Genomic DNA, 24080 nt, shown 5'->3' with positions numbered 1-24080 from the left:
CCTCCCTTCAAGGTTTCAGCCGATTCCCAGACGTTCGGCATTGGCATGCGCTTCGTCGATGAGATCGTCGAGTTCGGATCTGGCCAGGTCGGTCTCGCGCTCGTTGATCAGGTCTCCGACCATCGAGGGCCGCGGCATGTAGGTGACGTCCTGCGGTTGCAGCCGGCCGATCTGGCCGCGCAGAGAGATGAGCTGGTCGCTGACGTTGCGCAGTTCCCGCACGACCGGGCTGTAGCCGTAGTGCGGTTCAGCTTCTGATCGCTCGCGCAGCTTGGCGATCTCTTCGGCCGTCATCGACTGTGCGCGGTCCAGGAGTGCCGGGTCGGTGGACGCGGCCGCCCAGCACTTTGTGCCCTGCTCGGCGCACATCTGGTCAAAGAAGTCGAGGAACTGCTCCCAGGTTCGGCCAGGAACGTCGAGGAAGTAGTCCATCGCGTTGAGGTGCAGGACCTTTTGAAAGTCCCACTGGATTGCGTCCCACTGAGTGTCGACGACCGCGACTACGCGGGCGTCGCGCTGGCGTTTCCCTCCGCGTCCGCATCTGGCGACGCCTCCGACGGGGTGCCGTCAATCTTGTTGAATTCCTTGACGTCGTTGAGCACGGCATCCCACAGTCGGGCATCGCCGCCACACAGGGCCTTGACCGCGTCATACTGGTCGCCGAGCAGCGCCCTGGCGATGTCGTCGCCGTGGTTGACCGGATCGCGGTCCTCCCCCTCGGCGAGGGCATGGGCCTGCAGGTACGGCTCGGTCTGCGACTTGTATGACGCCTTGCGCCAGGCCTCGCGGCGATCCAGGTCCATCGGTGTGATCTGGATGTCCTCGGTCAGCTCGTAGGGCTTGTCGCCGAGCTGCTTGCGGATCTCGTAGAAGCGGCCAGCTTTGGCAGCCATGTTGTGCTCCCTCTTGGGTGTTGGGTTGGTGGTTCCCCTGGCGCCCAAGGGTTTCCTGGGCGCCAGGGGTCGAGCTGTTCGTGTCGCCGATCTAGACGACGGTGACGGTGATGGTGTCGGACTTCGTGCCGAAGGTGGCGGTGATGTCCGAGGTGCCGGCCGCGACCGCGGTGACCTTGCCGGTCGAGTTGACGGTCGCCTTGGCCGGCGTGGCCGAGACGTAGGTGGCGGCGGCGGTGCGGTCGGCACCGACGTTGTCTTCCACCTTGAGCTGCAGGGTCTCGCCCACGGCCAGCGTCGGGTCCTGCGGCAGGATGCCGACCCAGTCGGTGACCGGCGGGGTGAAGCCCGTGTCGTTCTCCGCGGCGCACAGTTCGAATCCGGGGCCGAAGATGAAGAACTCGCCCAGGTTGTCCAGGTCGTCGTCGTCGGCGACGGTGGTCAGCGTGGGGTGCCACGTCAGGGTGTTGTTCTGCGCCCACTTCTGGTTATCCACGCCGGAGACCTGCACCCGGTTGAGGGTGTAGCCGAAGAAGATCGGCAGGGACTTGTAGCTGTCCTTGCCGAGCAGTACGGCGCGGTAGTCGAAGTTGTCCGGCACGGTGGCGATCGGTGCGTGGATGCCGCCGTGGGCCGAGGGGACGACGTTGGTGTAGTCGCCGGAGAACTGGAGTTCCAGGGCGGTACGTCCGGTCTGGCGCTGCTCGAAATCGACGGCCAGGGACTGCTTGTCGATGATGATGCGGGTCGGCAGGCCTTCGCCGGCGGACTCGATGTTGTTCGACGAGATGTCGAACTTGACGCCGATGGCGCTGTCCTTGGTGATGTAGCCGACGCCGACGATGCCGGTGGGAATGACGATTTCGCCGGTGGGGCCTTCGATGTTGCGGGTGAACGCGGCGACGCGGTCGACGCGGCCCACGCACACAGCCATGTCGGTCGGTGCGATCTGCAGGGCCTTCTTGGATCCCTTGAATGCCTTGATCGAATTCGGGATGGGCATGGTCTCGTGTCCTTTCGGTGAGAGGTTCAGTGACCGAGGTGGTCGCTGTAGTCGGGAGTTTCGAGCGGGTTGTCGAAGGTGAAGACGAACGTCGACGGGATGATCCGCTCGTCGTACTCCAGGCCCGGGACTTCCTCGGGTCCGGTGATCTCTTTGACGGCGATGATGGTCGCCGTGGTGCCGTCCTCGAGTTCGACTTCGATCTCGTCGTCGATGCACAGCAGGACGTCGCGCACGAACTTGTTGAGGTGCAGAGAGTCGGTGCGTGCGTTGGTGATTGCGGCGATCTGGATAACCGCCTGGTCTCGGCGAACATCGGAGACACCGCCGAGCCGGCCGAGGAACAGGAGCCGACCGATCCAGCCGGTGTCGAGCATCTCGTCGGGCAGTTGGTTGACCACCTCGACGGCGCCGGTGACCCCGGTCGGGAACAGCGGCGCCATCAGTGCCCTGGCGGCGTCCTCGGCGATCGGCAGGCCGGTTTCGTACCAGGCGGGCAGCCAGGGAACCGTCATGATTGCTTCATCCTTCGCAGCGTTTCGTTGAGTTCCCTGGCACCGGCGGCCTTGTTGGCTCGCACGCCGCGCTGACGCTTGCCTCGCGCAACGAATTCACCCGATGCCGTGTTGCGGCGGAACCGGTGGCCGAACTGGTGGGCGGCGCCGTAGTCCAGGCCGGTGCCGACGACGAGACGGCCGACCGGGCGGTCTTCCTTGTATCCGCCGATGGTGACGGTGGTCCGCGCGCTGCCCATGAGCTTGCGTGATCGCTTGGCGACGAGGATCTGCCACGTCACCTTCGCGAACTCGGTTTTGGCGCGAACGACTGCCCACATCTTGGGGCCCTTCAGCAGCTCGGTGAGCGCCGGATTCGGCTCCGGGTAGATGTGGACGTCATCCACGAGGTGCACTCACACCGCGGACCCGGAAACGCTTGATTCCGAAGTCATGACCGGTCAGCGGATGATCGTTGTCGCCGAACGGGCCGGCGATCACCGAGTATTGCTCGCCGCTGGCGCGGGTGATCCGATCGCCTGTCGCGACGTCGGCAGCGCGGGGGCAGAACCAGTTGCGCTCGATCACCGTGCGCCGGCCGCGCTGTGCGTCGTCGAGGGTGATGCTGCTCGGCTTGCCGAACGCAGTCTTTTTCACGTCTGGCTTCGCCTCAGGCGAGTCGGCAGACCCGTCGCGGGCGACTCTTGTCACCGCGACGGTTTCGCCGCGCCTGATGCGAATCAGACCCACGGCAGCACCCCTCCGAGCGCGGGCGGGACCCGACTCGAGGAGTACTGCTCGGCCGGGACCCGGGCAGTGCTGGACATCTTGATCCCGAATGCACGCGGGCCCGCCGAGGCCTCCGGCGCGAGCAGGTTGATCGCCCACGGGTCGAGCTCCAGGCCGCCGAACGGCTTGGGCCCGTAGTTCGTGGTGACATTCACCTCGTCCATCGCCTCGGTGACCGAGCTGGCGCCCCCGTTTCTGGTCGCGAACATCTTGCGCGAGACCAGTTCCAGGGACACCAGCTTGGGCAACTGTGGGTCGATCGGTGGTGTCCGCGAGTCGATGTCGCTGTACTCGCTCCGGATCAGGGTGGCGATGAACCCCAGCAGCATGTCGGCCGACGCCGTTTCGGCAGCGTCAAACTCGGTCTGCATGTACGTCGCCAGCTCGACTGACGTCGCGTAGGGGCCCGGAGGTTGCGTCATGCCGACGCGCCGCCTCCGGTGCCATCGTCACCCGCGGCGCCGCCGGCGTCAGCGTCAGCGTCGGCAGAGGCCGAGGCCGAGGCGTCTCCGCCGCTCGACTTGTCGACGAGCTCGATACCGTCGATCTTCTTGAGGCGGCTGATCGCCTTTGCGTCGGTGGTCTCGAACTCGTAGACCACCGGGTCGCTGCCGGGCACCAGCTCGAAGTGCGCCCACGGGTCGGTGCCGTTCTGGGAGAAGTGGTATCCCTTGTCGGCCCTGAATTTAGCCATGTGTCAATCCTTTTCAGATGGAAGGGGTATGGGCTACGACAGGTCGCCGATGAGGCCGTGGTAGACCTCGGGGCCGTATTCCAGACCGATCTCGAAGTAGATGTCCCACTTCTTGGATGCGCCGGTACGGCCGAGTTCCTCGATCTTCATCATCGAGCCGTCGTCGAGCCGCAGGAACCGAGGCCGCAGCACGCTCAGATCGGAGATCAGGATCTTGCCCTGCGGCATGTACCGCGAGGCCTTGATACCGAAGACGCCTGAATCGGTCACCAGGGTGTCCACCGCGACGCCGCCGATGTTGCGGGTCATGGTGGGCTGGTTGAGGGTGGCGGTCGTGTAGAGGTCCGTGAGCTTGATCTTGGTCTTGGGGTGCACCCACAGCACGGTGGTGCCCTCGTGCAGCGGCGAGCCGTTGAGGTACATGTCCGACAGCGCCTGGTCGATGATCGCCTTGGACAGTGCCCGGGCGGTGCCGCCGTTGGCGAACACGTTGGTGGTGGGCACGTTGAGCATGCCGCGGGTGGTGCGTGCGGTCGCGTTGGTGGCAGGCTTGGCGTACGTGCCGGCCTGGAAGGACATCTCGACGTCGATGGCCATCTTCTTGAGCTTGAGCGACAGCTGGTGGGACAACTCGTCCTGCACGGGGTTGAATCCGTCGGCGGTGTTGATGCCGTCGAGCTGGCCGACCGCGGCGAGCTTGGTGTAGGAGATCTCGACGCTCTCGTAGTGGATCTCGCACACGTTGCTCACGTTCGAACGCGAGACTTCCGAGGCGGTCGGCGCGGGTGCGCCTTCGACCTTGGCGTTGTTGGCGCTGGAGGACTCCAGGCCTTCGGTCTGCCACTCGAATTCGCGCGCGGTGCAGGGGACGCCGCCGGCCAGGCCGCCGATCGCGGTGAGCAGCGGGGTGTCCTGGGGTGCGACGTTGAACAGCAGGCCGGTGTAGTTGGGCAGGTTGAAGGTGGTGCCCTGTCCGGAAACGGTAGCCATGGGCTACTCCTTTCAGTACTGCGGCCCTCGGGCCGCTTGGGTGAGGTGTTGCGCGACGGCGTTGACTGCGCCCTTGATATCGCCCGCTTTCTCTGCGAGCTGCTGGGCGGCTGCCGCCGGAATTGACCCGTTCCCTTGCCCTTGCGCCGGATTGGGTTTGCGTCCCGCTGTGGTCGCCGTGGCGATCAGGTACGGGTCGGACTGTGCGAGTGCGTCGAGCTTCGACGCGATGGCCTTGTCGTCGACCGTGCCGTCCTCTGTGAGGCAGTCGGCTACGTCGATGAGCTTGGCCGCGGTGCCGGGGTTGATGAACGCCGAACCCGGCCGCTGGGGATCCCGATTGGATGCCAGCGCTTCGGCTTTCGCCTGCAGCGCCATAGCGAGATTGGCCTGCGCGGTCTGCTGCGCGGTGGTGAGCTGACCCTTGAGTCCGTCCATGTCCTGACGCAGGGTCGCGACCTCGCCCTGTTCGCGGCGTTGCTGCTCAGTGTGCGCGTCGACCAGTGGCTGGGCCTGCGAGAGTTGAGCTTCCAGCTCGGCGATCTTGGCGTTCTGCGTCTGGATCGTCTTGGACTGGTTGTCCTCGCTGGTGCGCAGGTTAGCGATCAGCCGGGCCGCCTTGTCGGGGTCGTACTGGGTGTTGTCCGTTCCCCAGGGCGGTGTGGGCGCGACGGCGCCTTCGGCCGGCGGCGTGCTGCTGGACTGGCCGGGCTGCTGCGTCTGCTGCTGCTGGGCGCCCGGCATGCTGTTGGGGGTCGGTGCGGTCATTGCTGTGAGCCTCCTTGGGCTACTTCGGTTTTCCGGCTCTAGCCGGGGTCGCGCTGCGTGTCAGCGCAGGCCGTATATCTGGCGCATCGAGGCCAGGATCTTCTTGGCGTCGCGGTAGGTGCCCGCGTCGGCCGCTGCCTTCTCATACATCGCGGCGAACCCGTCGATGCGGTCGGTGTCCAGCGGCATCACGGCGTTCGACCACACCGGGACCGCGATGCACTTGCAGTGGTCGTGGTACGTCTCGCCGAGCGCTCGCTTGCCGCGGGCAGTGGTGCCGCCGGAGATGTAGCGCCAGCCTTTGCCTTTGGTCGACATCCCCATCTGACCCGATTGACCGGCGCGATACCGGGCAGCCGATGCCGACAGTTTCTTGCCGCGGCCGACAACCACCGATGCCGACTCTTTGGTGTTGTACGGCTTGGCCGCCAGCATCGCGCAGAACGCGCAGGGTTTCTCCGAGGCGGGAACCCTGATGTAGGACGCCGTTGCTGCTGGCCCCACCGGAGCCGGCGGCTTGTCGGGCCAGCGCAGCAGCTCGGCATCGTCACCGGCTGCTGTCAGTTCGACGGTTTCACGGCTCCCGGACAGCACCATGCGCTGTGTCGAGTTGGCCAGCCGGCCGGTGACCACGTTCTCGACGTCGAAGACTCCGGTGATGTCGAGCGTTTCCTCGGCCGGGGCCGGCACCTTGAAGGCATCGGCGACTTTGGTCTCCAGCCAGCCGGCGTCCGGGTCTGGAGCGAGGACTTTCTGCCAGCCACCGCGGACCTCGGCCTGGCCGCGAATATCGCCGTACATCTGGATGCCGAGCGTCGACGAGGCGGACCGGAATCCGCGCACGGTGGCACTGTAGATGCGGGTGACTGCCGACTGGATGTTGTCGGCCGCCCAGTCCAAGCCGCCGAGCTGGTCGGCGAGCTGGGTGGTCGCGGCCGTGACCAGCAGTGCGTTGCCGGCCTGAAAGTCGGCCAGCTCAGGCGGCGCTGTTGTCGCCACGGGCCACGTCTGCAGGGATCGTCGGACGCGCGGGCCGGCCGGTCACCGCGTCGACCAACGCGCGGCCATCGGCCTCGCGGAATTCGGATTCCATGTTCTTGCGTTCGATCGCGCTGTAGCCGAGGCGAGACTGCACGGTGGCCGAGCGGTCCGGGATCTGGCCGGCGGCGTGCTGCTGGGCTACCGCGGCGGAATCAGCGGCCGGGGTCGGGATGCCCATCGGGCCCCAATCCACTTCAGCGCGTTTGAGTTCGGGGCGATCCTCACCGCGCACCAGGTAAGTCCAGCGTCCGACTCGCACCCAGCCGTTGCCGTAGCCGGCGGCCTTGCGCTCAGTCCTGGCCTTCAGCCGTTGGTCAGCCATCCGGATCGAGTCACCCGAGACCGGGTTGCCGGTGTTGATGATGCCCATGTTCTGCGGGTTCAGCCCGGTGTAACCCGACATCAGCCGGGCCTCGCCGTCGATGATCTTCAGCAGTCCCTCGGGCGACTGCCCCTGGATCTCTTTGACCTCGGGGACGTTACCCTCGTCGTCGGCCTCGATCGCCGGCATGAAGTCCGCGTAGGACTCCCACACCGTTTTAATGTTGCCCTCAGCGTCTTGGAACGCCCGCTCACTGGCACCGAGGAACATGATCTTGCGCAGGATGTGGAACTCGCGCATCACTTCCAGCTCGACCCATGTGCGCGCGGCCCGGTTCATGCAGTTGCGCCAGGCCGGAGCGATCTCCGATGTGCCGAGCCGGTTTCCCGTCGATGGGCGGTTCGTGAACGCCACCACCGCGCAACCGTGCTCGGCTGTCTCGGGGTGCTCGTCGCGGTCGACGACTTCCCAGCCGTTCTCACCGGCAACCATGTGGGTGTCGACTTCAGGGGTGTAGAGCGCCGAGCGCATCCGGCCGTACGTTTCGCTGACCGGGTCGGCGTCGAGGTAGGTCTGGTACCCACCGGTCACGATGCCGGTGGCACGGTGGACGTGCACAGCCATGTTCAGCGGTGATTCACCGGTGATGACTGGCTCCTGGTTGCTGTTGACGCCGATGAGCACCAGGCCGTTGCCGCAGATCATCGAATCGTCGTGCACCATTGGCGCTTCGGCGTCCATGTTGTTGGACTGGAAGGTCTCCAGGAGTTCGTCATCCACATCGGACTTGCCGTTGAGGATGAATCCCTGCATGACCAGCCGCTCAGAGACCGCATCGACGGCGCTGCCACCCCACCCGACGATGGCGCGCAACGATTCGAGCTCCGGCGGGACCGAGATCCCCAGCGACGGCACCAGTTGAGTGCCGTCGTAGTACTGCTGTGAGAGCACATACTCAGCGCGCCGGCTGAACAGTTGCGCCGCGAGTCGCCACGCGATGAGCTGCTCCCGCTCGGTGAGGTCTTTCGACGCGACCGTCATCGGTGTCGGTAACAGGTTTCCACCTATCGGAATCGTCAAGGCTCACCGTCCTTTCAGCGTCGAACGAGCATTCGACCCTTGCCCGGTGCGAATTTGCCGCCGGGCTTGTGGTTGCCGGTCAGTTGCAGCCACATCGTGCGGGCGCCGATCATGCAGACGCCGGCGTCGATCTTCTTGCGTGACTCTCGGTGTTCCTTGCCCACCGAGACGCCGAACTTGTTCGGCCGCCGGCGCATGTTGAGGACGTGCTGGCGGGCCAGCACCCCCAGGCCAGGCTTCGAGGGCGGCGGGCAGTTGTGGAACATCCGCTCGTCCTTCAGGTCGGTCACAGTGCGACCGCACACCTCGGTGAAGCTCTTGAGGTGCACCGGGTTTCGCATGTCCCAGATGACGTGATGCTGGGCGTAGCCGGTTTTCACGGCTGGCAGCCGGCGCAGTTTGCGGGTGTAGTCCTTGGCCCAGCCGTCGCAGATCGGTTCCCAGTACCGTTCGCCGGTCTCGTCGTCGCGAGCGTCCGACGGGTCGAACCACAGGCCGTGCACGTCGTAGTCGTCGAGCCACTGGCGGATCTTGTGGTCGACGCTGGCCCGGTCGATCGGCAGGTTGATCTCCCGGCCGTTCTCTTTGATCTTCTGCGGCGTCCAGATTCCGATCGGGAACGCCATGCCGTCGGAGATCCGCACCCCGAAGGCGGCGGTGTTGTCGTCGGACTTCGAGCCGTCTCCGAAGATCAGGATCGAATCGCCGGGTTCGGGGTTCTCGTCGCGGTAGCACGCGTCGAATTCCTGGGAGGTGGTCCAGGCGTCGGCCGACGCGGTGATCTGGTTGTACCACTTGCGGCGAGATTCGCTCGGCGGGTTCGATCCGTTGAGGATCGATTCGACCATCGATGGGATATCGAGCCAGTGCGAGTCGCCGCGCACAGATTCGAGGACCTCGGGCGCGGCCTCTTCGGTCAGAGGCGCCTTGGGGTGGGCTTCCAGCGAGTCGTACAGCAGCCCGAACGTGCGGGACTTGGCCGCACGGTCGCTAGTGGCTTGAGTGGACTCCCAGGCGTGACGGACCCGTTCGGCGACACTGTCACCGCCGGGCCGGAATGCGTTCTCGATATCGAGGATCCGGCCCTGACCGCCAGGGATCTTCGTGCTGTTGCCGTCGATGGTGCCGGCCAGCTCGTGACCCTGGTTCGAGTTGTCCCAGTTCTGCGGCTCGTTGCGGATGGCTTCGGTGACCCGGTTACCTTCCAGTGAAAGGTAATTCGAGCTCGACGCTTGAATCTGGCGAGTGTCTCCCAGGCCCCAGACATTGTCGCGGCCGATCTGGATGCCGTAGTGCTGACGGGCTTCAGCGGACAGCATCACCGGGAAGAGCTTCATGGTGTTGGCCGTCTGTGATTTCGACACGGCGGTGATCTGCACCCACGCCGAATCGACCTCGCGCCCCACCGGCCGGTTATCGGGGCCCCAGTGGTCGAACTGGATCGGCCCAAAAGCGTGCCCGCATGACTCGCCACAGGCCAGCGGGTCTTTGCCGTGCCCCTTCATCCGCTGCAGTACCGCCATGCGGTGCAGAAGCCGACCCATCTCATCGAGCGAGTGGTAGTGCAGCAGGAATCGAGCTTGCTCGGGCGTCCACTGCCAGTCCTGGCCGCGACCGTCGCGCAGCCAGTACCCGGTCCAGCCGAGCAGCTCCCATCCCATCGACAGTTCGGGGATGTTCCAACCGCGTTCCGGATTCCAGTCCCAAGTCGGACCGATCCGAACCGGTTCCCACTGCATCTTTTTGGGTGGCGGGACCTTCGGCAGCGTCTCGCGGTACCAGTCGATGATGTGGCTGTAATCGTGCTGCTTGACGAACGCCGTCGAGGTAGCAGCACGAGCCATCAGTGACCTGTTTTCCGGCTGCGGCGCTTACGGATTCGGTATCGGGCAATCCAATAGAGCTTGCGATAGTTGGCAAAGGTCGGCGGCCACGGCGACCAGTAGTCCCACAGCCGATCGCGGCTGGGAGTCGGGCCGAGTTTCATCGAGCGGCCTGCACCGTCACGCGGAAGATCTTCCCGCCACCATCCGGCATCTTCAGGACAGTCCCTTCGATGACAGACATGAAGGCATCGGGGACCACGGCATCCCGCTCGATGAGTACTCGGCTCGCGCGCAGACCCTCGAACGTCGCCGGGTTGGCTGTCGCCCCGAATGCCCAGCGACGGTCAACGCCAAGCGCGTCGGCGAGCAGTCGCGCGAGATCCTTGGTCTGCGCGACGACGGCAGTGACCCCGGGTGCGCTCATTTGGCCACACCCGTGTCGACGACGCGGTATTCGCGCAGCCGCCCCGGGCCCGCGTGGCAGCCCGCCGCGATCGAACGCGAGCCGAGCACGCCCAAGCCGTGCTTGTGCCGGCCGCCGCAGTGCGGGCAGCGGATGATGACGCCACGCGGAACGCGGCGCACGACCTCGGCGACGCCGCTGGCCCAGCTCGGCCGCGCAACGACAGCGGTGACGCTCATCCGGTTTTGCCCCAGCGGGATTCAGCGGCGCCGCGCTGCTGGTTGATCGACACAGTGCCTCCGTCGTCGTCGGGCAGCTTGAGCTGCTTGAGTAGCTGATTGAGCGCGAGGCGGCATTGGCGCGCCTCGGCCAGAAGCGGGTTGATGACCGGCTGGCCCGTCGAGCCGCGCACCGTCCGAGGACGGCCCTCGGCCTCTTTTTCGAGTTCGGCGATGAGATCGGCGGTCTTACAGGCGTCTTCCAGCGTGCGCAGCTCGTCGGGCCGCAGCACGTAGCGACCGGAGGTGACGATCTGCTTCCACAGGGTGCGGCCGGGGCCGTCCTTGCGGCCGTCCTTGGCCAGGCCTGGCGGCGGCGGGGGCGGTTTCTTAGCTGGGGTCGTCGTATCAGCCATGTTTGCGGTCCTCCTTGGAACCTCTCAGCTCCCCGGGGACTCCCCAGGGGCGAAATCGTTGCAGCCCTTGGCTGTGCGGTATTGGCGCTGAGAGCCCCTGTGCGGGGCAGTTTTTCGCCGGGGGTCGATTTCACCTTCGACGAATCACTGTTGCGCCGGTTCAAAAATCGGCCAAACTGCGCACGCAGGATCGAAGGTGCTAAGGCGTTTCGGGCGAAGTTCGCACGTACCCGGGTCAACGGGGAGGGGGTGTGCAGAGCATCGCCGCTGGCATCAGAGTCCTGAGGCAACGACGATGCCGCGCAACGCCTGCGACATCAGCGCGGTGATCTGCTCAGGCGTCTCGCTCACGCGAATGGCGATCCCGTCGCGCAGGGTCAGGAATGAGACTGGCGTCTCGCCATCGACCAGAACCTCTTCGATCGACTGGATTCGCCCGGCGTCCACGAACACTCGCCCGGAGTACTTGCGGCCCTCGGCCGGGCCGTCGCCCTCCGGGTGGGTCAGGACGATCATCGCGATGCCGCCGAGCTTGGCTTCGAAGTCGGACAGGTCGGGTTCGACCTTGACCCTTACCGTTGCGGCCTCGGGCATGGATGCCATCAGTCGACCGTCCGGGCGATCGCCGCGTTGGCCCAGAACATGGCCTCTTCGAGTTTGGTGGCGGCTAACGCCTTCTCCCGTCCAGGTGGCAGGTCCCGGTCAAACTTGTGCGCCAGCTCCTTGCACGCCGCACGAACGCTGCCGTGTTCGGCGCGCTTCTCCTCGGTGGTTGCCGGGTGGAAGGCGAACCGATGCTCGAGGTCGGCGGTTGTGTTCGGGGTGTGGAAGGTCATCAGAGTGCTCCTGGGTGTGGTTCTCGATCGCGGTATCGCTTGGACAGCGATCCTCGTTGAGCTTTGGCCCGCTCGCGGCCGGCCTGCTGTTGGCCTTTGGTCTTCTCGCCATGGCATGGGGTGCATACGCCTTGGACTTCGCGAGCTGATCGCACTGGTGTGCGTTGTAGGCCTTGATCGGCGAGGCCTTTGATGTGGTCGAACTCGTCGATACGTCCGGTGCAGATGCCGGGGTACTGGAGTTGGCAGACCTTGTCGCGCATCCGAACCTGATTCTTGATGCGGTTCGGGATGGTGGAGCCTTGGCCCCAGGTCATTGGTTGCTACCTAGTTTCGGGCATGACTCACCGACGCGGGTCAGTGTGCCCGAGGATAGGTCGGGACTTGCGGAGGTTCGCGTGCGTCGGCGTGTCACGACAGCCTCGTCTTGCCGCCGTATGTCATCGCCAAGCACACCGTGAACCAATCGGCGTCGCTGAGTTTGTCGCCGCGGTCGAGCAGCTTGTCGCAGGCGACGAGCACGGCAGTGCGCGCGTTGGGGTAGCTCGCCCATTGTTCGCGAGGGAACTGCGGAACTTCCTGCATCAGCTCCGGCAGTTCGTCTTCACCCGTCGTCAGGCCCAGCCAGCCGGAGGTGTCGAACGGCGCATCGTTCAGCGCCCACTGGCCTTCGACTCTGGCAGCTGCGCAGCGCGCCCACTTGAGGCCGACTTGCTCTTCGAGTTCAGCTAGATCCATGCTCTCTCCCCCTTACGTCAGTTGCCCGGGCGTTCGCCGTGGCTGCAGCGTCGCTGCCCAACCGTCGGGGGTTGGGTCGTAGTCGCCGATGCGGTAGGTCACCGCGATGTTGGTCCCCGTGATGGTCACCAGTGAGTCGTAGAAGCAGATCCGGCCGAGGGGTGAACGGCAGCCGTATCGCCCAACCGAGTGCCCGGTGGAACCGTGCCCCTCGGACGGTTTGCGGATCGTGATCTCCGGGTGGTCCACCTCGCAGAACGCGGCCCGCAGGATGCTGTCCGCGATGAGCACGTGCGGATCCGCTCGGGTGATGCGTAGTTCGTCTTGTCCGGTGATGCTGTTGCGGTACTTCTTGATCCAGCATTCGCCGACCGTGTTGTCCATCTTTCAGCCGTCCCCTACTCGGATGTCTCTGCGGCGTGCTCGGACAGGCACACTCGACGGTGCTCGGCAACATGGTTGCACCCGACGATCTGCCGGGGGTGGATCCTGCTGAGCACCGACCAGTTCCACTCTGCGTCTGCAAGTGCGTCGTGTGCGTCGTCGGCCGGTCGCGGAAACTCATCGCTGGCGATGCCGAGTCGGTCCATCTCCTGCTTGAGGTCGTGCGTGAACATCGGGATACCCTTGGGCAGGTTGATCATCCGACCCCAGAGCTGGGCCAGCGCGACGTGGTCGTACGCCGCGTAGTAGGCCCACAGCTCGGGCAGGTAGAGCGAGATGCCGACCGGGCTGGTATCGACTCCAGCCAGCATGAAGTCGCGGACCTCGTTGGCAATCACCCACTTCGGCTTGACATCTGAGTCTTTTCGGTCGACGTCGACAAGACTCACGCTGGGCTGCGGGTAGGAGTTCCTGGGGTGCTTGAGCCAGGCGTTGAGACTCTCACGTCCAGTGATGGGCAGGTGCGGCACGACATTCGTCATGAGCCAGGTGTCCTTGCGGATCAGGTCGATCGGCAGATCGCTGTTGACGGCGTAGTATTCGCGGCCGTCCTCACAGACGATCCCAATCGAGATCAACTCGATGGTGCTGCCGTCCTCCAGGAACTCAGTGTCGTAGCAGTAGATGGTCATGGTTCTCCTATCGCCGATAATTGGTCACTACGTCAGGTATCTGGCTTATTCGAGTACTCCCTTGGGGAGTGAGCCGAGTTGCTTGGCCAGTTTCACGAATTGCTCTGGGCCCCAACTGTGGCCGCATTCTTGGCAGACGGCGCCGTACTCGGTGGCGATGATGGCGGTGTCGCGGACGAGTTCGCCGGATTTGTTGTAGCGGTGCACGGTTGCGGTGTCGCAGGCCGGGCATGCCGCGTTGATGTGCAGGACGTGGCGGTGGTTGAGCAGGGCGTCGAAGTCATCAGCCCAGGCGTTGAGGATGCCGGTGATTCGGCGCACTTGGCGAGACTGTTCGACGGTCCAGTTGTGTTCCGCCAGTGCCCTTAGCCGGGCTGTGATGGTGTGGACTCCGTTGCAGTTGGGCAGGTTGAATTCGACGAGTAGGTCGAATTCGAATTTCTTCTCGGCGGCGTCACACCAGAACGGGGGCCGGGACTTGGCGATCCCGCTTGTCCCAGCGCCCTGTTCGCCGGCCAGAGCGGCGACCATCTGCCCGTAGAGGCTGGGAACCTCGATGTACTGGTTGTTGATGTAGCTCGTCGTGGGCTTGATCATCCGGTCCACAGCTGCACGGAGGTCGTTGATTGCGAAGAACAGTTCCGCTTTGCGGGCTGGTCGCGGTCCGGGCTGGGTCACGTCCGTCACGGTCATCGAGGCCTCTCCGAGAGTCGTTGCAGGCAAGGGATTGTGGATACGGAACCGTCAGGGTGGTGGCAATACTTGCCGGGCTCGGCTTGGCAGTTGGGGCAGTGCCGGCTGCTGGGGCCGTTGGCGTAGGCGTCGAAGACGGGGCCGGTGGAGCGGCGGCGTCGTCGAGGGCCTCGGACGTAGCGGTCGGCGTCGTCGTCCTGGTCGGCGTCGTAGTGGGCGCTCATTGGGCCGCCCTCACGTTTTCGAGGGCGTCGGGCAGGGGCGGCACCAGCGCGAGCCCCCGACGGCCTCGTGGCGGCGTCTTGTGATCGCATTTCTCGACGGGTTCGCCCTGGTCGTCGGTGATCCAGCTGGTGCCCCCGCAGCGAGGGCAGCCGAGGCGCAGCTGCTCATGCTCGTGGCGGGCAGCGTCGGCAATCGCAACGTCGATCACGGCCTGCTCGGCCTGCCAGACCTTGAACGCGTCGTTTGCCCGCTTGCAGCCCCAGCAGCCGCCTGGGGTTCCCTGGGGGTGCCGTTCGCAATACCGCGATGGAGCCTGGGGGGTTTGGGGCAGTTCGACCGGCGCTGGTGACGTACCCGAGTTACGTAACCCCCCTTGGTTATTGGTGTAGGGCTTAGGTGGGAGGACACCAGTGTCCGGTTGAAATGACATTCCTGTCCGGTGGTGGACAGTTTCAACAGGACTCCCGTGTCCTGCGGTGGAGTTGTTCACAGGACTGGGGTGTCCTGTGGTGGAGTTATCCATAGGACTGGGGTGTCCTGTAGAAATGCCGTCGGGACCGGGCAAAGTGATGCTGTATTCGGCTGCCTTGCCCGCCTTCGGATTTGCCGCCGCGGTCTGCAAGATCAGCCCCAGGTTCCGCCCGGCCGCAAGTGCCCGCCGAACGGTCCGCACGTCGACTCCTGCGGCCTCGGAGAGGTTCTGTTCGCCGGGGTGAGCCCCGGTGCCGTCGCGGTAGTCCGCGTAGCTTTCCAGGGCCAGCAGGACCGTCTTATTGGCCGCCGACAGCTCAGTGCTCGGCATGCGAAGCACGAGCTTGGTCCAGCGGCGCCGATCCTCGAATGTCAGCATCTACGAACCGCCGCCTGTGCGGGGTACGAGTTGCCAGACTTCGGGGTTCAGGTCGCCGTCAAAGACGTCGACGGAGCCGTTGGGGTGCACCAGACGCCAGCAGTAGACGCCCCCGGCCTCGCGCACGCGGATGGCGTACGCGCCGGCCGATGACCGGCGCACGGTGCCGAGCGGGTCGCCGCCGCGCTGTTCGTTGATGGCGGCCACGATTTCGGTCACGACCCTGGGCGCGTGGTCGAGGATCTGGGCGGCACCGTACTTTGGGAACGCGGCCCGAAAAGCTGCCACACCGGCGGCCATGTCGTCGTCAGCGAGCCTGAGTTGCGGGCGATGGGTCACGCGGGAACCTCCTGCATTTTTTCGGCGATGCGTCGGCACCGGTACGTGAGTTCGCCGAGGATCAGCCAGTACTCCAGCGCCGCGACGATGGCGCGGATATCGACTTCGGCTAGGTCGTCGGTCGATGCGATGGGACGCCAGGTGACGTATGACGAGACGGCGAGGCGGTCGGGGCGCTGCTCTACGCCGCCCTCGCGGAAGAGGGCGAACATGCGGCGCACGAGGGGGCGCGGTGCGTTAGGCGCCATGTGCACCCCGGCGGGCCGCGACCGCCGTTCCCTCGATCAAGGAGGCTTGCTGCGGCTGGTCGTCGTGCTCTGCGCACCATGCGACACAGGTTCCGTCGGGCCAGGAGCGATACCCGACGGCGCTGCGGCCGCACGTGGAGCACGGCGGGGTGGGCGACAGCCCAGCTCGGGTGCGTGCGCCCAGTACTCGGTCCACTGTCATGACGCGGCCCCGGTCAGCCAGAAGACGACGAGAGCGAGCTGCCACAGGTGCAGCAGCGCCAGGCGGTAGCGAAGCTCGGGGCCGAAGGCCCGCACCAGCGCGGTCATGCCGCGTCCAGGATGCGTTCGACGGTCTCGTGGTGGACCCCGGTTTTGCGGGCGATGATGCTCGGCGTTGCGGCGGTCTGCGCGTAGACCGCGAGCACGTTGGCGACCCGCTCGGGCGCGATGCGCGTCACGCCCTGCGCGACGATGCGTTGCGCGATTTCCAGGTGCGCGGCGTCTTGTGCGGGTTGCGCGTCAACGTGCGCGGCGTGCGCTTCGGCGCGCAGAGTGTTGTGCACTTCGACGTGCACCGAGGGCGCGGGTTGCGCGTCAGGGTGCGCAGCGACAGGACGGGTGGCGTGCAGCTGCTCGGCGCGTTGCGCGTTGGTCAGCGCGAGCAGCGCCATGGTGCTGGCCGTCATGCCGAGGTCGACGATCAGGGGGACGATCCACGCGATGACGGGCGCCGTGTCCGCCCAGATGATCACCAGGTCGCGCAGCGCCACGAAGTTGAGCACGAACGCGCCGACCGCGATGGCGATTGCGATGGCCAGCGCGCAGCGGTATGCCATGCCGACGATGCGCGCCTGGACCAAGGCGTGCACGCCGTAGGTGGCGCACAGCTGGACCACGACGATCACGAAGGCGAGCACGGAGGCGATCAGTGGTGAGCGCGCACTGCCGAGCTGGGCGTGCGTGACGACGCCCAGCATCGAGAACGCGGCCGAGCCGATGAGCCAGGCCCAGAAGAATCGAGTAGCGCCGATGCGATCGGCGGGCTGCGCGGCGGTGGTCATCATGGTCATCAGTTCCTCCCTGAGATCCCGATCAAGAGCGAGAAGTTGTCGCACGCCATGAGGTCGATCGGGTCGGCGGTGCGTTCCAGCGGGCCGGGGTGGATACCGACGAGGTGGCCGGTCTGGCGGAATCCGAGGGTCACTTCGGGGTTGTCGACCACGGACAGGGCACTGTGCAGGCGGCGGGCCGAGAGGGCGACGCGGCGGTAGTCGCCTTGGTGAATGGCAGCGATGCTGTCGTTGACTTTGCCGGTGGAGCTTTGGGTGGTGGTGACCGACAGTCCGCCGGCATCGGCCTCAATGTCGACCTGGGCGTTGCCGTCGTCGGCGATCGACGAGGCGCGGCGCAGCATGAAGGCGAGTTCAGCCGTCGATACGGTGGACGCCGAGGTGTAAACGGCTGGCTTGAGGATTCGGCCGATGTCGGGGAAGTCCTCGGCCAGGCAGCTGGTCATGACCGTGGTGGCCGAAGTCCGAAGGCCCAGCATCGACTCGTTGCGCAGCAGGATTTCGACGTTCTCAGCGGTGGGACCCGCGACGGCCTTGATGGTGGCCAGTAAGTCAGCGGCCGGGACAAGGATCTGCGCGGCGGTCGTGCCAGTCCAATCCAGGCGGCGTCGGCCGATGATGTAGCGGTCGGTCGCCGACAGCCACAGTCCATCTGGCCCGAAGCTCAGGTGAACTCCGGTGAGGCTCGCGGGTTGTTCCTCTTTGGAGGCCAGTTCGCCGATGACCTGGATAGCGTCGGTGAAGGTGTCGCCGTCGGTGCTGCCGATGCCGTCGGCTTCGGGGTCCATGATCGGCAGGGTCGGGTAGTCCTCGGCGTGCAGCAGCGGCAGCCGGAACGCGGTTCGCCCGGCCATGATGACCATTTCCGACCCGCTGACATCGATCGTGGCGTCTTTGCCGCGCGGCAGGTTCCCGCCGACAGCAGAGAGCAGTCGTCCTGACACAAGAGCCGTGTCAGCCTCGCCGATGTCGGCGGGCGTGGTACGCCTGGTGGCGCGGTCGTAGTTGAAGCTGGACATGGTGACCGCGCCGATCTGCGCTTCGATGAGGACGCCGCCGAGGACGGGTTGCGTCGGGCGGGCGGGCACGGAACTGATTGCTGCCGTGATGGTCTCAGCGAGAACGTCGGTGTCGATGGTGAACTTCATTGCCCGCTCGCCGCTTTCTTGGCCTCTGCAGCCTTTCTGGCCTCTGCACGGTGATCGGCCATCACGTCGTCGACAGCTGCGTCGGCATGGGCGGCAAGCACCCTCAGTGCGTCGTCGGCGGTGAGGATAAACACCTTGGCGCCAGGGCGTAGCACCAGCGATTGACCGGGGGTGAAGATTCCCCGGATTTCGATGGAATCGGTGGTGATGGAGTGGATTTCGCCGGTTGCGCTGGCGTCGTACTCCAGCTCCCGCAGGGTCGGGTTTTCTGCGCGTGACATGGGTGTGGGTTCCCCTCTATCTTTTCGGGTTCTGGCGGGCGGCGGCGGCGTTGAGTTGGGCGAGCTTGGCGGCGGTGCGGGTCATGATGTCGTCGAGCGCGTCGAGGCCGCGTTGGTGCGGCCGGGTGCGCAGGTCGGGGAATTCCTTTACGCGACCAATGAACCCGTCGCCGTCGGTGGTGGCGGTGGTGTAGAACTCGCAGTCATCCAGCAGCGGGATGCGGTTCCCGGCGACGGTCATAGAACACCTCGCAGGCGTGCGGTTCGGTACGCGAGCCGTGTGCCTTCGTCGCGATTGGCGATTTCTGATTCGGACATCGGCCGACCCGGCCGCAGCATCGGCCCGAACGCCGCCACACAGTCAGCGCACGGCGTCCCGGGTTCGTCGGTGAACTGTTGGCAACCGGGGGCCGCACACACCGGCAGCAGCGATAGCTGGGTGACGGTCATGACGCACCGGCGAACAGGTCGAGCTGTCGCGGCGCGTCCTCGGCCAGGCCCAGGACGGTGAGCAGCGCCTCGCGACAGTTGTTTCGATCAGCCTTGCGGGCGTTCATCAGTACGGCCCGCAGATGCACGGGCAGCTCGTGCGCGAAGCGGGAGAGTTGCGACCATGTGACCCTGGTGTGCGGTGGTTGGCCGAGTTGCCCGCCCTCGATGCCTGAGCGGGTTACCTGGTATGACCGCAGCCATTCGGGAATCAGCTTCCGCCCAGCTGGCCACGCCCCCGAACCGCACCCTCCCTTGAGTAGCGGGATTCCGTAATCGGGGTCGATCAGCACGATCTCGATCCGACCGGGCGAGGTCACGAACAGCAGCCAGCGCTGATCCTCGGTCAGGTCAACGCATTTCATCGCCGCACCGCCGAAATGTCAGCGGCGATACCCAGAGCCATCGAGGCAGCCAGAGAGGTGCCGAACATAGCGGGTGTGCCGACGACGAGTGACGCGAGCGCGAAACCCAGTGCGACAGCGGCGATATAGGTGAGCAGACGCGGCGTCATGCGGGCACCAACTCGACACCGATCGCGGCCAGGTCGCGCTCGGTGATCGGCCCGGCGATCTTGCGACCCTCGCCGTCGAACAGGGTGATGCGAGGTCCATGGCGTTCGGCACGGACCTCGGCGGCCAGCTGCGCGTGGAACCGGACCAGCGCGGCATCCTCGGCTCGGCGGTTGCGGCGCCGGCCACGGATCCCGAACAGGCCACACGCCGGGCAGGTGAGCAGGTGGGCGATCATGCTGGCGCCTCCGTGGGATAGGCGCAGAACACATCTGGCTCGGCGGCCACGGCGATTGGCGCGGTCGTGTAGATCTCCCAGCGCACCGACTCGACAACGAGCCACTCGTCCATCTGAGAAAGGCCCAGCAAATCGCCTACACGTGGCACTGCTGGCATCTCGACCGAGACGGCATACAGGCCGGGCACGGCGCCTTCGGGCAGGTGCACAAGAACTTTCATCGGATTGTCACCGATCCTGTTGGCAGCCAACCGGGTTCATCCGGCAGGACCGTCGCGTCGGTGACCACGTACGCCTCGTAGGCGACGGTGCCGCGCTCGCGGTAGTAGCCCTGCGAGCAGCTCACCCAGTAGCTACCGGAGCAGTAGCCCGACACCCATCCGGCCGGGACCCACATCTCGCGCTCGCGGGTCCACGACCCGTCGGGGCGGCGCGGGGTGTCACACACGGTGCGGCGTTGGCTGCCGAACAGACCCCACCGGATGGTCTCGCAACCGATGCCGGGGGCGGCCTTGGCTGGCGCCGTGGCGGCGTACAGCGCGCCGGTGGACAGGACGACACCAGCGGACATCGCGGCGAGGAATCGCCGAACCGTCCGTTTGTGCACTGTGCGCCGGTGGATGGGTACTCTCTGAACAGACATCGGGAACCTCGTTTTCCTGTTGTCGACGGCTCACCCGGCCCACACCGGGTGAGCCACTTACTTTTTGGTGATGCGGTAGTCGGCCAGCAGTGAACTGGCGAGTTCGCTGGAGATGTCGAACCTTGGAATGTCGTCGAGCGTCGCCGTGATGTGCGCGGCCAGATCGTCCTCGCGGACCGGCTCATCCGGCTCGGATTCGGCAGCCTCGAACTGGGCGGCACGGTCGCGGAGTTCACCGACCAGGCGCGCATTCCCCGGCCAGGGCAGACAGTTCGCCGCGTGCGTGAGAACCAGCGAGTCGGGCCACAAGTGGATCTCGGACTCGTCAGGGAATGCGAGGTTGGGTTCCCCCGGGGAGGGCGGCGCAAGGGGGTCGCCGCTCTCCTCCCCGGGGGCATCGCCCGCAACCGCCGCCAGCGCGGGCGAAAGCATGCCAGATGCGAAAGCGGCTTGCTGCCGCCTCAATTCCGCTTCGGTGACGGTGTCGAGGTAGTCGTCAAGATCGATGAATTCGGGCTCCTCGTCGCGCCCGAGGGCGTTGCGGCGCGATTGACGATCGCAACGACCGGTGAGCGCAGCCAGGATGAGCTTGATAATCACGACGCCTCCTGCTTGGTGAGTTCGTCGATGCGGTCGACCAAGAGCCGGGCCAGATCAGCCCACTCATTTCGACTGCGCCGCAGCGCTTCGTTTTCTCGCCGCAGCTGTGCGATGTCGTCGCTGGCCAGCACGCTCCGAAGTTCATCGGCTGCGGAGAGGCCCTTGAGTAGTTCGAAGTACTTCGTGGGCCGATCGGCCGTTTGGCCGGTCAGCTGACACACGGACCGGAACGCGGGCGCGGCCTTCACGCGACCGTCACCTCTTCAGCGATCACGTGGCCGCAGCTGGTGACCACCTCGGAGCCGTCGTCGGTGCGGATGCGCAGCTGGCGGTCCCAGTGATCCACCACCACACCGGTGACGGTGACCATCGCGGCCAGCTCGGTGTCCCAGCGGTGGAACTGAACACGCCGGCGCGCGTGATGAAACGGAAGAGGGCACGTCGGAAGGGACGTCGTGCGAGCGGTGGGATCAAGTCGGGGCGCCATCACGAGGCCGCCTTATCGCCGATGAGGGCGGCAACCGGGACCTCGAGAAACTCCGCGATCGCCACGAGTTCGTTGAGATCAAAGGGGGTCTGACCGCGTAGTCGAGCGCTGATCGCGGGCTGAGACAGGCTGAGCCTGTCTCCTACCAGGGTTTGTGAAATGCCACGTCGGGCCATCTCGGCCCTGACGTTCGCACCGGCGATCGCGCTCGGGGTAGCAGCCATGGGCAAGTTCTAGCAGAAAATCTGATATTGGTTCAACCACTGGCCATAATCCGGCGTGTTGTATCTAGTAGGTCACCTTGTAGGGCATTGGGCTAGCGCGTATTGTCCAGGCCATGACCACCGTGATTCAGTTCCCCGAGCGGCTCGGTCGCACCCTGGTGGAGACCGTGAGCTATGAGGTGCGCGCACTGCTTGGCCGCTACCGCGTGACACAGAAAGACCTGGCCGAATGGCTAGGTATTACCCAGCCCGCCGTCAGTTCGAGGTTGCGTGGCGAGACGGAATGGAAAGTCGCCGAAATCGAGCAGATGGCAGAGGGATTCAACATTCATCCGGCGGTGCTTATGGGTGGATATGCTCCGAACCCCCCGGAGGGGCCGCTGCCCATCTTGCAAGGGCGTGGAGGGGCAGCGACCGGCCAACCAGTAGGTTGACCTAGTAAACCTACTGGTCTATTTTCACCTCGAGCGCCCCGTTGAGCTCCACTGGGGTCGCGCCACCCACTCTTCAAAGGAGAAGTCATGGCTGAAGCCGTCATCGTCGAGGCTGTCCGGTCACCTGTCGGGAAGCGCAACGGCGCCCTCTCTGGTGTGCATCCGGCGGAGCTGTCGGCGCAGGTGCTCAACGGCCTCGTGCAGCGCGCCGGGATCGACCCCGCCCTCGTCGACGACGTCATCTGGGGCTGCGTCATGCAGGCCGGTGAGCAGGCGCTCGACATCGCCCGCACCGCACTGCTGACCGCCGGGTGGCCCGAGACCGTTCCCGGTGTCACGGTCGACCGTCAGTGCGGTTCCAGTCAGCAGTCCCTGCACTTCGCGGTCGCCGGTGTGATCGCCGGGCACTACGACGTCGTCGTCGCCGGTGGTGTCGAGTCGATGTCGCGCACCCCGATGGGATCCTCGCTGGCCAGCGGCGGACACCCCTACCCGGAGGCGTTCCGGGAGCGCTACGACAACAAGACCCCCAACCAGGGTGTCGGTGCCGAGATGATCGCCGAGCAGTGGGGCCTGTCGCGCACCCAGCTCGACGAGTTCTCCCTGCGGTCGCACGAGAAGGCCGCTGCCGCACAGGATGCCGGTGCGTTCAAGGACCAGATCGTCGGGATCAAGGACCAGGATGGCAACGTCGTTCTGGAAGACGGCGGCATCCGTCGCGGTGGCACGGTCGAGTCCATGGCCGCCATCAAGCCGGCCTTCAAGGAGGACGGTGTGATCCACGCCGGTAACTCCAGCCAGATCTCCGACGGCTCGGCAGCACTGCTGGTCATGTCGGCGGAGAAGGCAAAAGACCTGGGGCTCAAGCCGCTTGCCAAGGTGCACACCGCGGTGCTCGCCGGTGCCGACCCGGTCATCATGCTGACCGCACCGATCCCGGCCACCCAGAAGGCGCTGGCCAAGTCCGGCCTGACGGTCGACCAGATCGGCGCGTTCGAGGTCAACGAGGCGTTCGCCCCGGTTCCGATGGCCTGGCTCAAGGACATCGGCGCCGACGAGAGCCGGCTCAACCCCAACGGCGGTGCCATCGCTCTGGGTCACCCGCTCGGCGGCTCCGGTGCCCGTATCCTGACCACCCTGCTGTACCACATGCGGGACAACAACATTCAGTACGGCCTGCAGACCATGTGTGAAGGTGGCGGCCAGGCCAACGCAACCATCCTGGAGCTCCTGTGACCGACACCCAGCCTGGCGCCCTCGTAGAGAAGCGCGGCAACGTCCTGCTCATCACCATCAACCGGCCCGAGGCGCGCAACGCGATCAACGGCTCGGTCAGCGTCGCCGTCGGCGATGCGCTTGAGCAGGCCCAGAACGATCCGGAGATCCGCGCTGTCGTGATCACCGGATCGGGCGACAAGTCGTTCTGCGCAGGCGCCGACCTGAAGGCGATCTCGCGGGGCGAGAACCTCTTTCACCCCGAGCATCCGGAATACGGATTCGCCGGCTATGTCAGCCATTTCATCGATAAGCCGACGATCGCCGCGGTCAACGGCACCGCCCTGGGCGGCGGCACCGAACTCGCCCTGGCCAGTGATCTGATCGTCGCCGAGGAAAACGCCAAATTCGGTCTGCCCGAGGTGAAGCGGGGTCTGATCGCCGGTGCCGGCGGCGTCTTCCGCATCGCCGAGCAGCTGCCCCGCAAGGTGGCCAACGAGTTGCTGTTCACCGGTGAGCCGATGTCGTCCGCCGACGCACTGCGTTGGGGCCTGATCAACCAGGTCGTGCCCGACGGCACCGTCGTCGACGCCGCGCTCAAGCTGGCCGAACGGATCACGGGCAACGCGCCGTTGGCCGTGCAGGCCAGCAAGCGCGTCGCCTACGGGGTCGACGAGGGCGTCATCACCGGCGACAAGGACGGCTGGAAGCGCACCAACCGCGAGTTCAGCACCCTGCTGCGGACCGAGGACGCCAAGGAAGGGCCGCTGGCCTTCGCCCAGAAGCGCGAACCGGTTTGGAAGGCAAAGTAAGCC

At 65.7% G+C, this 24080-nt stretch carries 42 protein-coding genes; 3 read left to right on the top strand and 39 right to left on the bottom strand.

The features are described 5' to 3' along the window. Positions 1-15 precede the first annotated feature (15 nt). The 39 genes from ACWEFV_RS09660 to ACWEFV_RS09470 form a co-directional block, all read right to left on the bottom strand. Positions 16-432, bottom strand: a complete 417-nt coding sequence (locus tag ACWEFV_RS09660; RefSeq protein ID WP_450069992.1) for a hypothetical protein — start codon at positions 430-432, stop codon at positions 16-18. A 68-nt stretch (positions 433-500) separates the two neighbouring features. Next, positions 501-893, bottom strand: coding sequence for a hypothetical protein (locus ACWEFV_RS09655; RefSeq protein WP_450069991.1), 393 nt, complete (start codon positions 891-893; stop codon positions 501-503). A gap of 91 nt (positions 894-984) precedes the next feature. Then, on the bottom strand, positions 985-1896 hold the full coding sequence (locus ACWEFV_RS09650) for an Ig-like domain-containing protein (RefSeq protein ID WP_450069990.1): 912 nt from the start codon (positions 1894-1896) through the stop codon (positions 985-987). A 26-nt stretch (positions 1897-1922) separates the two neighbouring features. Then, entirely contained in the window at positions 1923-2411 is a 489-nt protein-coding gene (locus ACWEFV_RS09645) for a phage tail termination protein (protein WP_450069989.1), read from the bottom strand. Then, positions 2408-2797, bottom strand: a complete 390-nt coding sequence (locus tag ACWEFV_RS09640; protein WP_450069988.1) for a hypothetical protein — start codon at positions 2795-2797, stop codon at positions 2408-2410. The genes ACWEFV_RS09645 and ACWEFV_RS09640 overlap by 4 nt, the downstream gene beginning before the upstream one ends. After that, the gene (locus tag ACWEFV_RS09635) at positions 2790-3047 is read right to left on the bottom strand and encodes a hypothetical protein (RefSeq protein ID WP_450069987.1); all 258 of its coding nucleotides are present in this window, start codon (positions 3045-3047) and stop codon (positions 2790-2792) included. Before ACWEFV_RS09635 ends, ACWEFV_RS09640 begins: the two co-directional genes overlap by 8 nt. An 83-nt stretch (positions 3048-3130) precedes the next feature. Next, complete coding sequence (locus ACWEFV_RS09630; RefSeq protein WP_450069986.1) at positions 3131-3601, bottom strand: hypothetical protein; 471 nt, start codon at positions 3599-3601, stop codon at positions 3131-3133. Further along, a complete protein-coding gene (locus ACWEFV_RS09625; protein WP_450069985.1) occupies positions 3598-3873 on the bottom strand; it encodes a hypothetical protein in 276 nt (91 codons plus the stop codon). Before ACWEFV_RS09625 ends, ACWEFV_RS09630 begins: the two co-directional genes overlap by 4 nt. Positions 3874-3906: 33 nt before the next feature. Further along, positions 3907-4863 (bottom strand): SU10 major capsid protein, encoded by a 957-nt coding sequence (locus ACWEFV_RS09620; RefSeq protein ID WP_450069984.1) that lies wholly within the window; start codon positions 4861-4863, stop codon positions 3907-3909. 12 nt (positions 4864-4875) lie between these two features. Beyond that, positions 4876-5631 (bottom strand): hypothetical protein, encoded by a 756-nt coding sequence (locus ACWEFV_RS09615; RefSeq protein ID WP_450069983.1) that lies wholly within the window; start codon positions 5629-5631, stop codon positions 4876-4878. A 60-nt stretch (positions 5632-5691) separates the two neighbouring features. Beyond that, a complete protein-coding gene (locus tag ACWEFV_RS09610; protein ID WP_450069982.1) occupies positions 5692-6630 on the bottom strand; it encodes a VG15 protein in 939 nt (312 codons plus the stop codon). Beyond that, complete coding sequence (locus ACWEFV_RS09605) at positions 6608-8074, bottom strand: phage portal protein (RefSeq protein WP_450069981.1); 1467 nt, start codon at positions 8072-8074, stop codon at positions 6608-6610. The genes ACWEFV_RS09610 and ACWEFV_RS09605 overlap by 23 nt, the downstream gene beginning before the upstream one ends. 14 nt (positions 8075-8088) lie before the next feature. Then, positions 8089-9918: a hypothetical protein gene (locus ACWEFV_RS09600; RefSeq protein ID WP_450069980.1), complete on the bottom strand. Its 1830-nt coding sequence runs from the start codon at positions 9916-9918 to the stop codon at positions 8089-8091. 139 nt (positions 9919-10057) lie between these two features. Beyond that, complete coding sequence (locus ACWEFV_RS09595; protein ID WP_450069979.1) at positions 10058-10324, bottom strand: hypothetical protein; 267 nt, start codon at positions 10322-10324, stop codon at positions 10058-10060. Then, complete coding sequence (locus ACWEFV_RS09590) at positions 10321-10542, bottom strand: hypothetical protein (RefSeq protein WP_450069978.1); 222 nt, start codon at positions 10540-10542, stop codon at positions 10321-10323. Before ACWEFV_RS09590 ends, ACWEFV_RS09595 begins: the two co-directional genes overlap by 4 nt. After that, entirely contained in the window at positions 10539-10937 is a 399-nt protein-coding gene (locus ACWEFV_RS09585; protein WP_450069977.1) for a P27 family phage terminase small subunit, read from the bottom strand. Before ACWEFV_RS09585 ends, ACWEFV_RS09590 begins: the two co-directional genes overlap by 4 nt. 273 nt (positions 10938-11210) lie before the next feature. Next, entirely contained in the window at positions 11211-11540 is a 330-nt protein-coding gene (locus ACWEFV_RS09580; RefSeq protein WP_450069976.1) for a hypothetical protein, read from the bottom strand. Beyond that, on the bottom strand, positions 11540-11773 hold the full coding sequence (locus ACWEFV_RS09575) for an Acb2/Tad1 domain-containing protein (protein WP_450069975.1): 234 nt from the start codon (positions 11771-11773) through the stop codon (positions 11540-11542). Before ACWEFV_RS09575 ends, ACWEFV_RS09580 begins: the two co-directional genes overlap by 1 nt. Further along, entirely contained in the window at positions 11773-12090 is a 318-nt protein-coding gene (locus ACWEFV_RS09570; RefSeq protein ID WP_450069974.1) for a hypothetical protein, read from the bottom strand. The genes ACWEFV_RS09575 and ACWEFV_RS09570 overlap by 1 nt, the downstream gene beginning before the upstream one ends. 94 nt (positions 12091-12184) lie before the next feature. Continuing rightward, a complete protein-coding gene (locus ACWEFV_RS09565) occupies positions 12185-12511 on the bottom strand; it encodes a hypothetical protein (RefSeq protein WP_450069973.1) in 327 nt (108 codons plus the stop codon). Positions 12512-12523: 12 nt separating this feature from the next. Continuing rightward, positions 12524-12895: a hypothetical protein gene (locus ACWEFV_RS09560; protein ID WP_450069972.1), complete on the bottom strand. Its 372-nt coding sequence runs from the start codon at positions 12893-12895 to the stop codon at positions 12524-12526. A 14-nt stretch (positions 12896-12909) separates the two neighbouring features. Then, positions 12910-13587, bottom strand: a complete 678-nt coding sequence (locus ACWEFV_RS09555; RefSeq protein ID WP_450069971.1) for a 3'-5' exoribonuclease domain-containing protein — start codon at positions 13585-13587, stop codon at positions 12910-12912. Positions 13588-13632: 45 nt separating this feature from the next. Next, on the bottom strand, positions 13633-14280 hold the full coding sequence (locus tag ACWEFV_RS09550) for a DUF7341 domain-containing protein (protein ID WP_450069970.1): 648 nt from the start codon (positions 14278-14280) through the stop codon (positions 13633-13635). 220 nt (positions 14281-14500) lie between these two features. Further along, positions 14501-15355, bottom strand: a complete 855-nt coding sequence (locus ACWEFV_RS09545; protein ID WP_450069969.1) for a helix-turn-helix domain-containing protein — start codon at positions 15353-15355, stop codon at positions 14501-14503. Further along, complete coding sequence (locus tag ACWEFV_RS09540; RefSeq protein WP_450069968.1) at positions 15356-15694, bottom strand: hypothetical protein; 339 nt, start codon at positions 15692-15694, stop codon at positions 15356-15358. Continuing rightward, a complete protein-coding gene (locus tag ACWEFV_RS09535; RefSeq protein WP_065463246.1) occupies positions 15691-15906 on the bottom strand; it encodes a hypothetical protein in 216 nt (71 codons plus the stop codon). The genes ACWEFV_RS09540 and ACWEFV_RS09535 overlap by 4 nt, the downstream gene beginning before the upstream one ends. A 341-nt stretch (positions 15907-16247) precedes the next feature. After that, complete coding sequence (locus ACWEFV_RS09530) at positions 16248-16994, bottom strand: DUF2637 domain-containing protein (RefSeq protein ID WP_450069967.1); 747 nt, start codon at positions 16992-16994, stop codon at positions 16248-16250. Beyond that, positions 16994-18142 carry a DNA polymerase III subunit beta gene (locus tag ACWEFV_RS09525; protein WP_450069966.1) on the bottom strand — a complete coding sequence of 383 codons (1149 nt, stop codon included), beginning with the start codon at positions 18140-18142 and terminating at the stop codon, positions 16994-16996. The genes ACWEFV_RS09530 and ACWEFV_RS09525 overlap by 1 nt, the downstream gene beginning before the upstream one ends. Next, positions 18139-18423, bottom strand: a complete 285-nt coding sequence (locus ACWEFV_RS09520) for a hypothetical protein (RefSeq protein ID WP_450069965.1) — start codon at positions 18421-18423, stop codon at positions 18139-18141. Before ACWEFV_RS09520 ends, ACWEFV_RS09525 begins: the two co-directional genes overlap by 4 nt. 16 nt (positions 18424-18439) lie before the next feature. Continuing rightward, entirely contained in the window at positions 18440-18664 is a 225-nt protein-coding gene (locus ACWEFV_RS09515) for a hypothetical protein (protein WP_450069964.1), read from the bottom strand. Positions 18665-18869: 205 nt separating this feature from the next. Next, complete coding sequence (locus ACWEFV_RS09510; protein WP_450069963.1) at positions 18870-19277, bottom strand: hypothetical protein; 408 nt, start codon at positions 19275-19277, stop codon at positions 18870-18872. Then, positions 19274-19426: a hypothetical protein gene (locus ACWEFV_RS09505; RefSeq protein WP_450069962.1), complete on the bottom strand. Its 153-nt coding sequence runs from the start codon at positions 19424-19426 to the stop codon at positions 19274-19276. Before ACWEFV_RS09505 ends, ACWEFV_RS09510 begins: the two co-directional genes overlap by 4 nt. Continuing rightward, positions 19423-19662, bottom strand: a complete 240-nt coding sequence (locus ACWEFV_RS09500) for a hypothetical protein (RefSeq protein WP_450069961.1) — start codon at positions 19660-19662, stop codon at positions 19423-19425. The genes ACWEFV_RS09505 and ACWEFV_RS09500 overlap by 4 nt, the downstream gene beginning before the upstream one ends. Next, positions 19659-19883, bottom strand: a complete 225-nt coding sequence (locus tag ACWEFV_RS09495; protein ID WP_450069960.1) for a hypothetical protein — start codon at positions 19881-19883, stop codon at positions 19659-19661. Before ACWEFV_RS09495 ends, ACWEFV_RS09500 begins: the two co-directional genes overlap by 4 nt. Next, positions 19880-20305: a CDGP domain-containing protein gene (locus ACWEFV_RS09490; protein ID WP_450069959.1), complete on the bottom strand. Its 426-nt coding sequence runs from the start codon at positions 20303-20305 to the stop codon at positions 19880-19882. The genes ACWEFV_RS09495 and ACWEFV_RS09490 overlap by 4 nt, the downstream gene beginning before the upstream one ends. A gap of 57 nt (positions 20306-20362) precedes the next feature. Beyond that, entirely contained in the window at positions 20363-20905 is a 543-nt protein-coding gene (locus tag ACWEFV_RS09485) for a hypothetical protein (protein ID WP_450069958.1), read from the bottom strand. Continuing rightward, positions 20902-21153 carry a hypothetical protein gene (locus ACWEFV_RS09480; RefSeq protein ID WP_450069957.1) on the bottom strand — a complete coding sequence of 84 codons (252 nt, stop codon included), beginning with the start codon at positions 21151-21153 and terminating at the stop codon, positions 20902-20904. The genes ACWEFV_RS09485 and ACWEFV_RS09480 overlap by 4 nt, the downstream gene beginning before the upstream one ends. Beyond that, a complete protein-coding gene (locus ACWEFV_RS09475; protein WP_450069956.1) occupies positions 21150-21275 on the bottom strand; it encodes a hypothetical protein in 126 nt (41 codons plus the stop codon). The genes ACWEFV_RS09480 and ACWEFV_RS09475 overlap by 4 nt, the downstream gene beginning before the upstream one ends. 116 nt (positions 21276-21391) lie before the next feature. After that, complete coding sequence (locus ACWEFV_RS09470; RefSeq protein ID WP_450069955.1) at positions 21392-21616, bottom strand: helix-turn-helix domain-containing protein; 225 nt, start codon at positions 21614-21616, stop codon at positions 21392-21394. A 113-nt stretch (positions 21617-21729) separates the two neighbouring features. On the opposite strand from ACWEFV_RS09470, the gene ACWEFV_RS09465 reads away from it, so the two are divergent. The 3 genes from ACWEFV_RS09465 to ACWEFV_RS09455 all read left to right on the top strand — a co-directional run bounded on the left by ACWEFV_RS09465 (position 21730) and on the right by ACWEFV_RS09455 (position 24077). Next, on the top strand, positions 21730-22050 hold the full coding sequence (locus tag ACWEFV_RS09465; protein WP_450069954.1) for a helix-turn-helix domain-containing protein: 321 nt from the start codon (positions 21730-21732) through the stop codon (positions 22048-22050). An 87-nt stretch (positions 22051-22137) separates the two neighbouring features. After that, positions 22138-23286: a thiolase family protein gene (locus tag ACWEFV_RS09460; RefSeq protein WP_135457470.1), complete on the top strand. Its 1149-nt coding sequence runs from the start codon at positions 22138-22140 to the stop codon at positions 23284-23286. Continuing rightward, complete coding sequence (locus ACWEFV_RS09455) at positions 23283-24077, top strand: crotonase/enoyl-CoA hydratase family protein (RefSeq protein WP_450069953.1); 795 nt, start codon at positions 23283-23285, stop codon at positions 24075-24077. The genes ACWEFV_RS09460 and ACWEFV_RS09455 overlap by 4 nt, the downstream gene beginning before the upstream one ends. Positions 24078-24080: the final 3 nt, after the last annotated feature.

It is taken from the genome of Mycobacterium sp. NPDC004974 (assembly GCF_053600815.1).
Note: the sequence above shows the minus strand (reverse complement) of the source record. Positions and strands in the feature narration are given on the sequence as shown.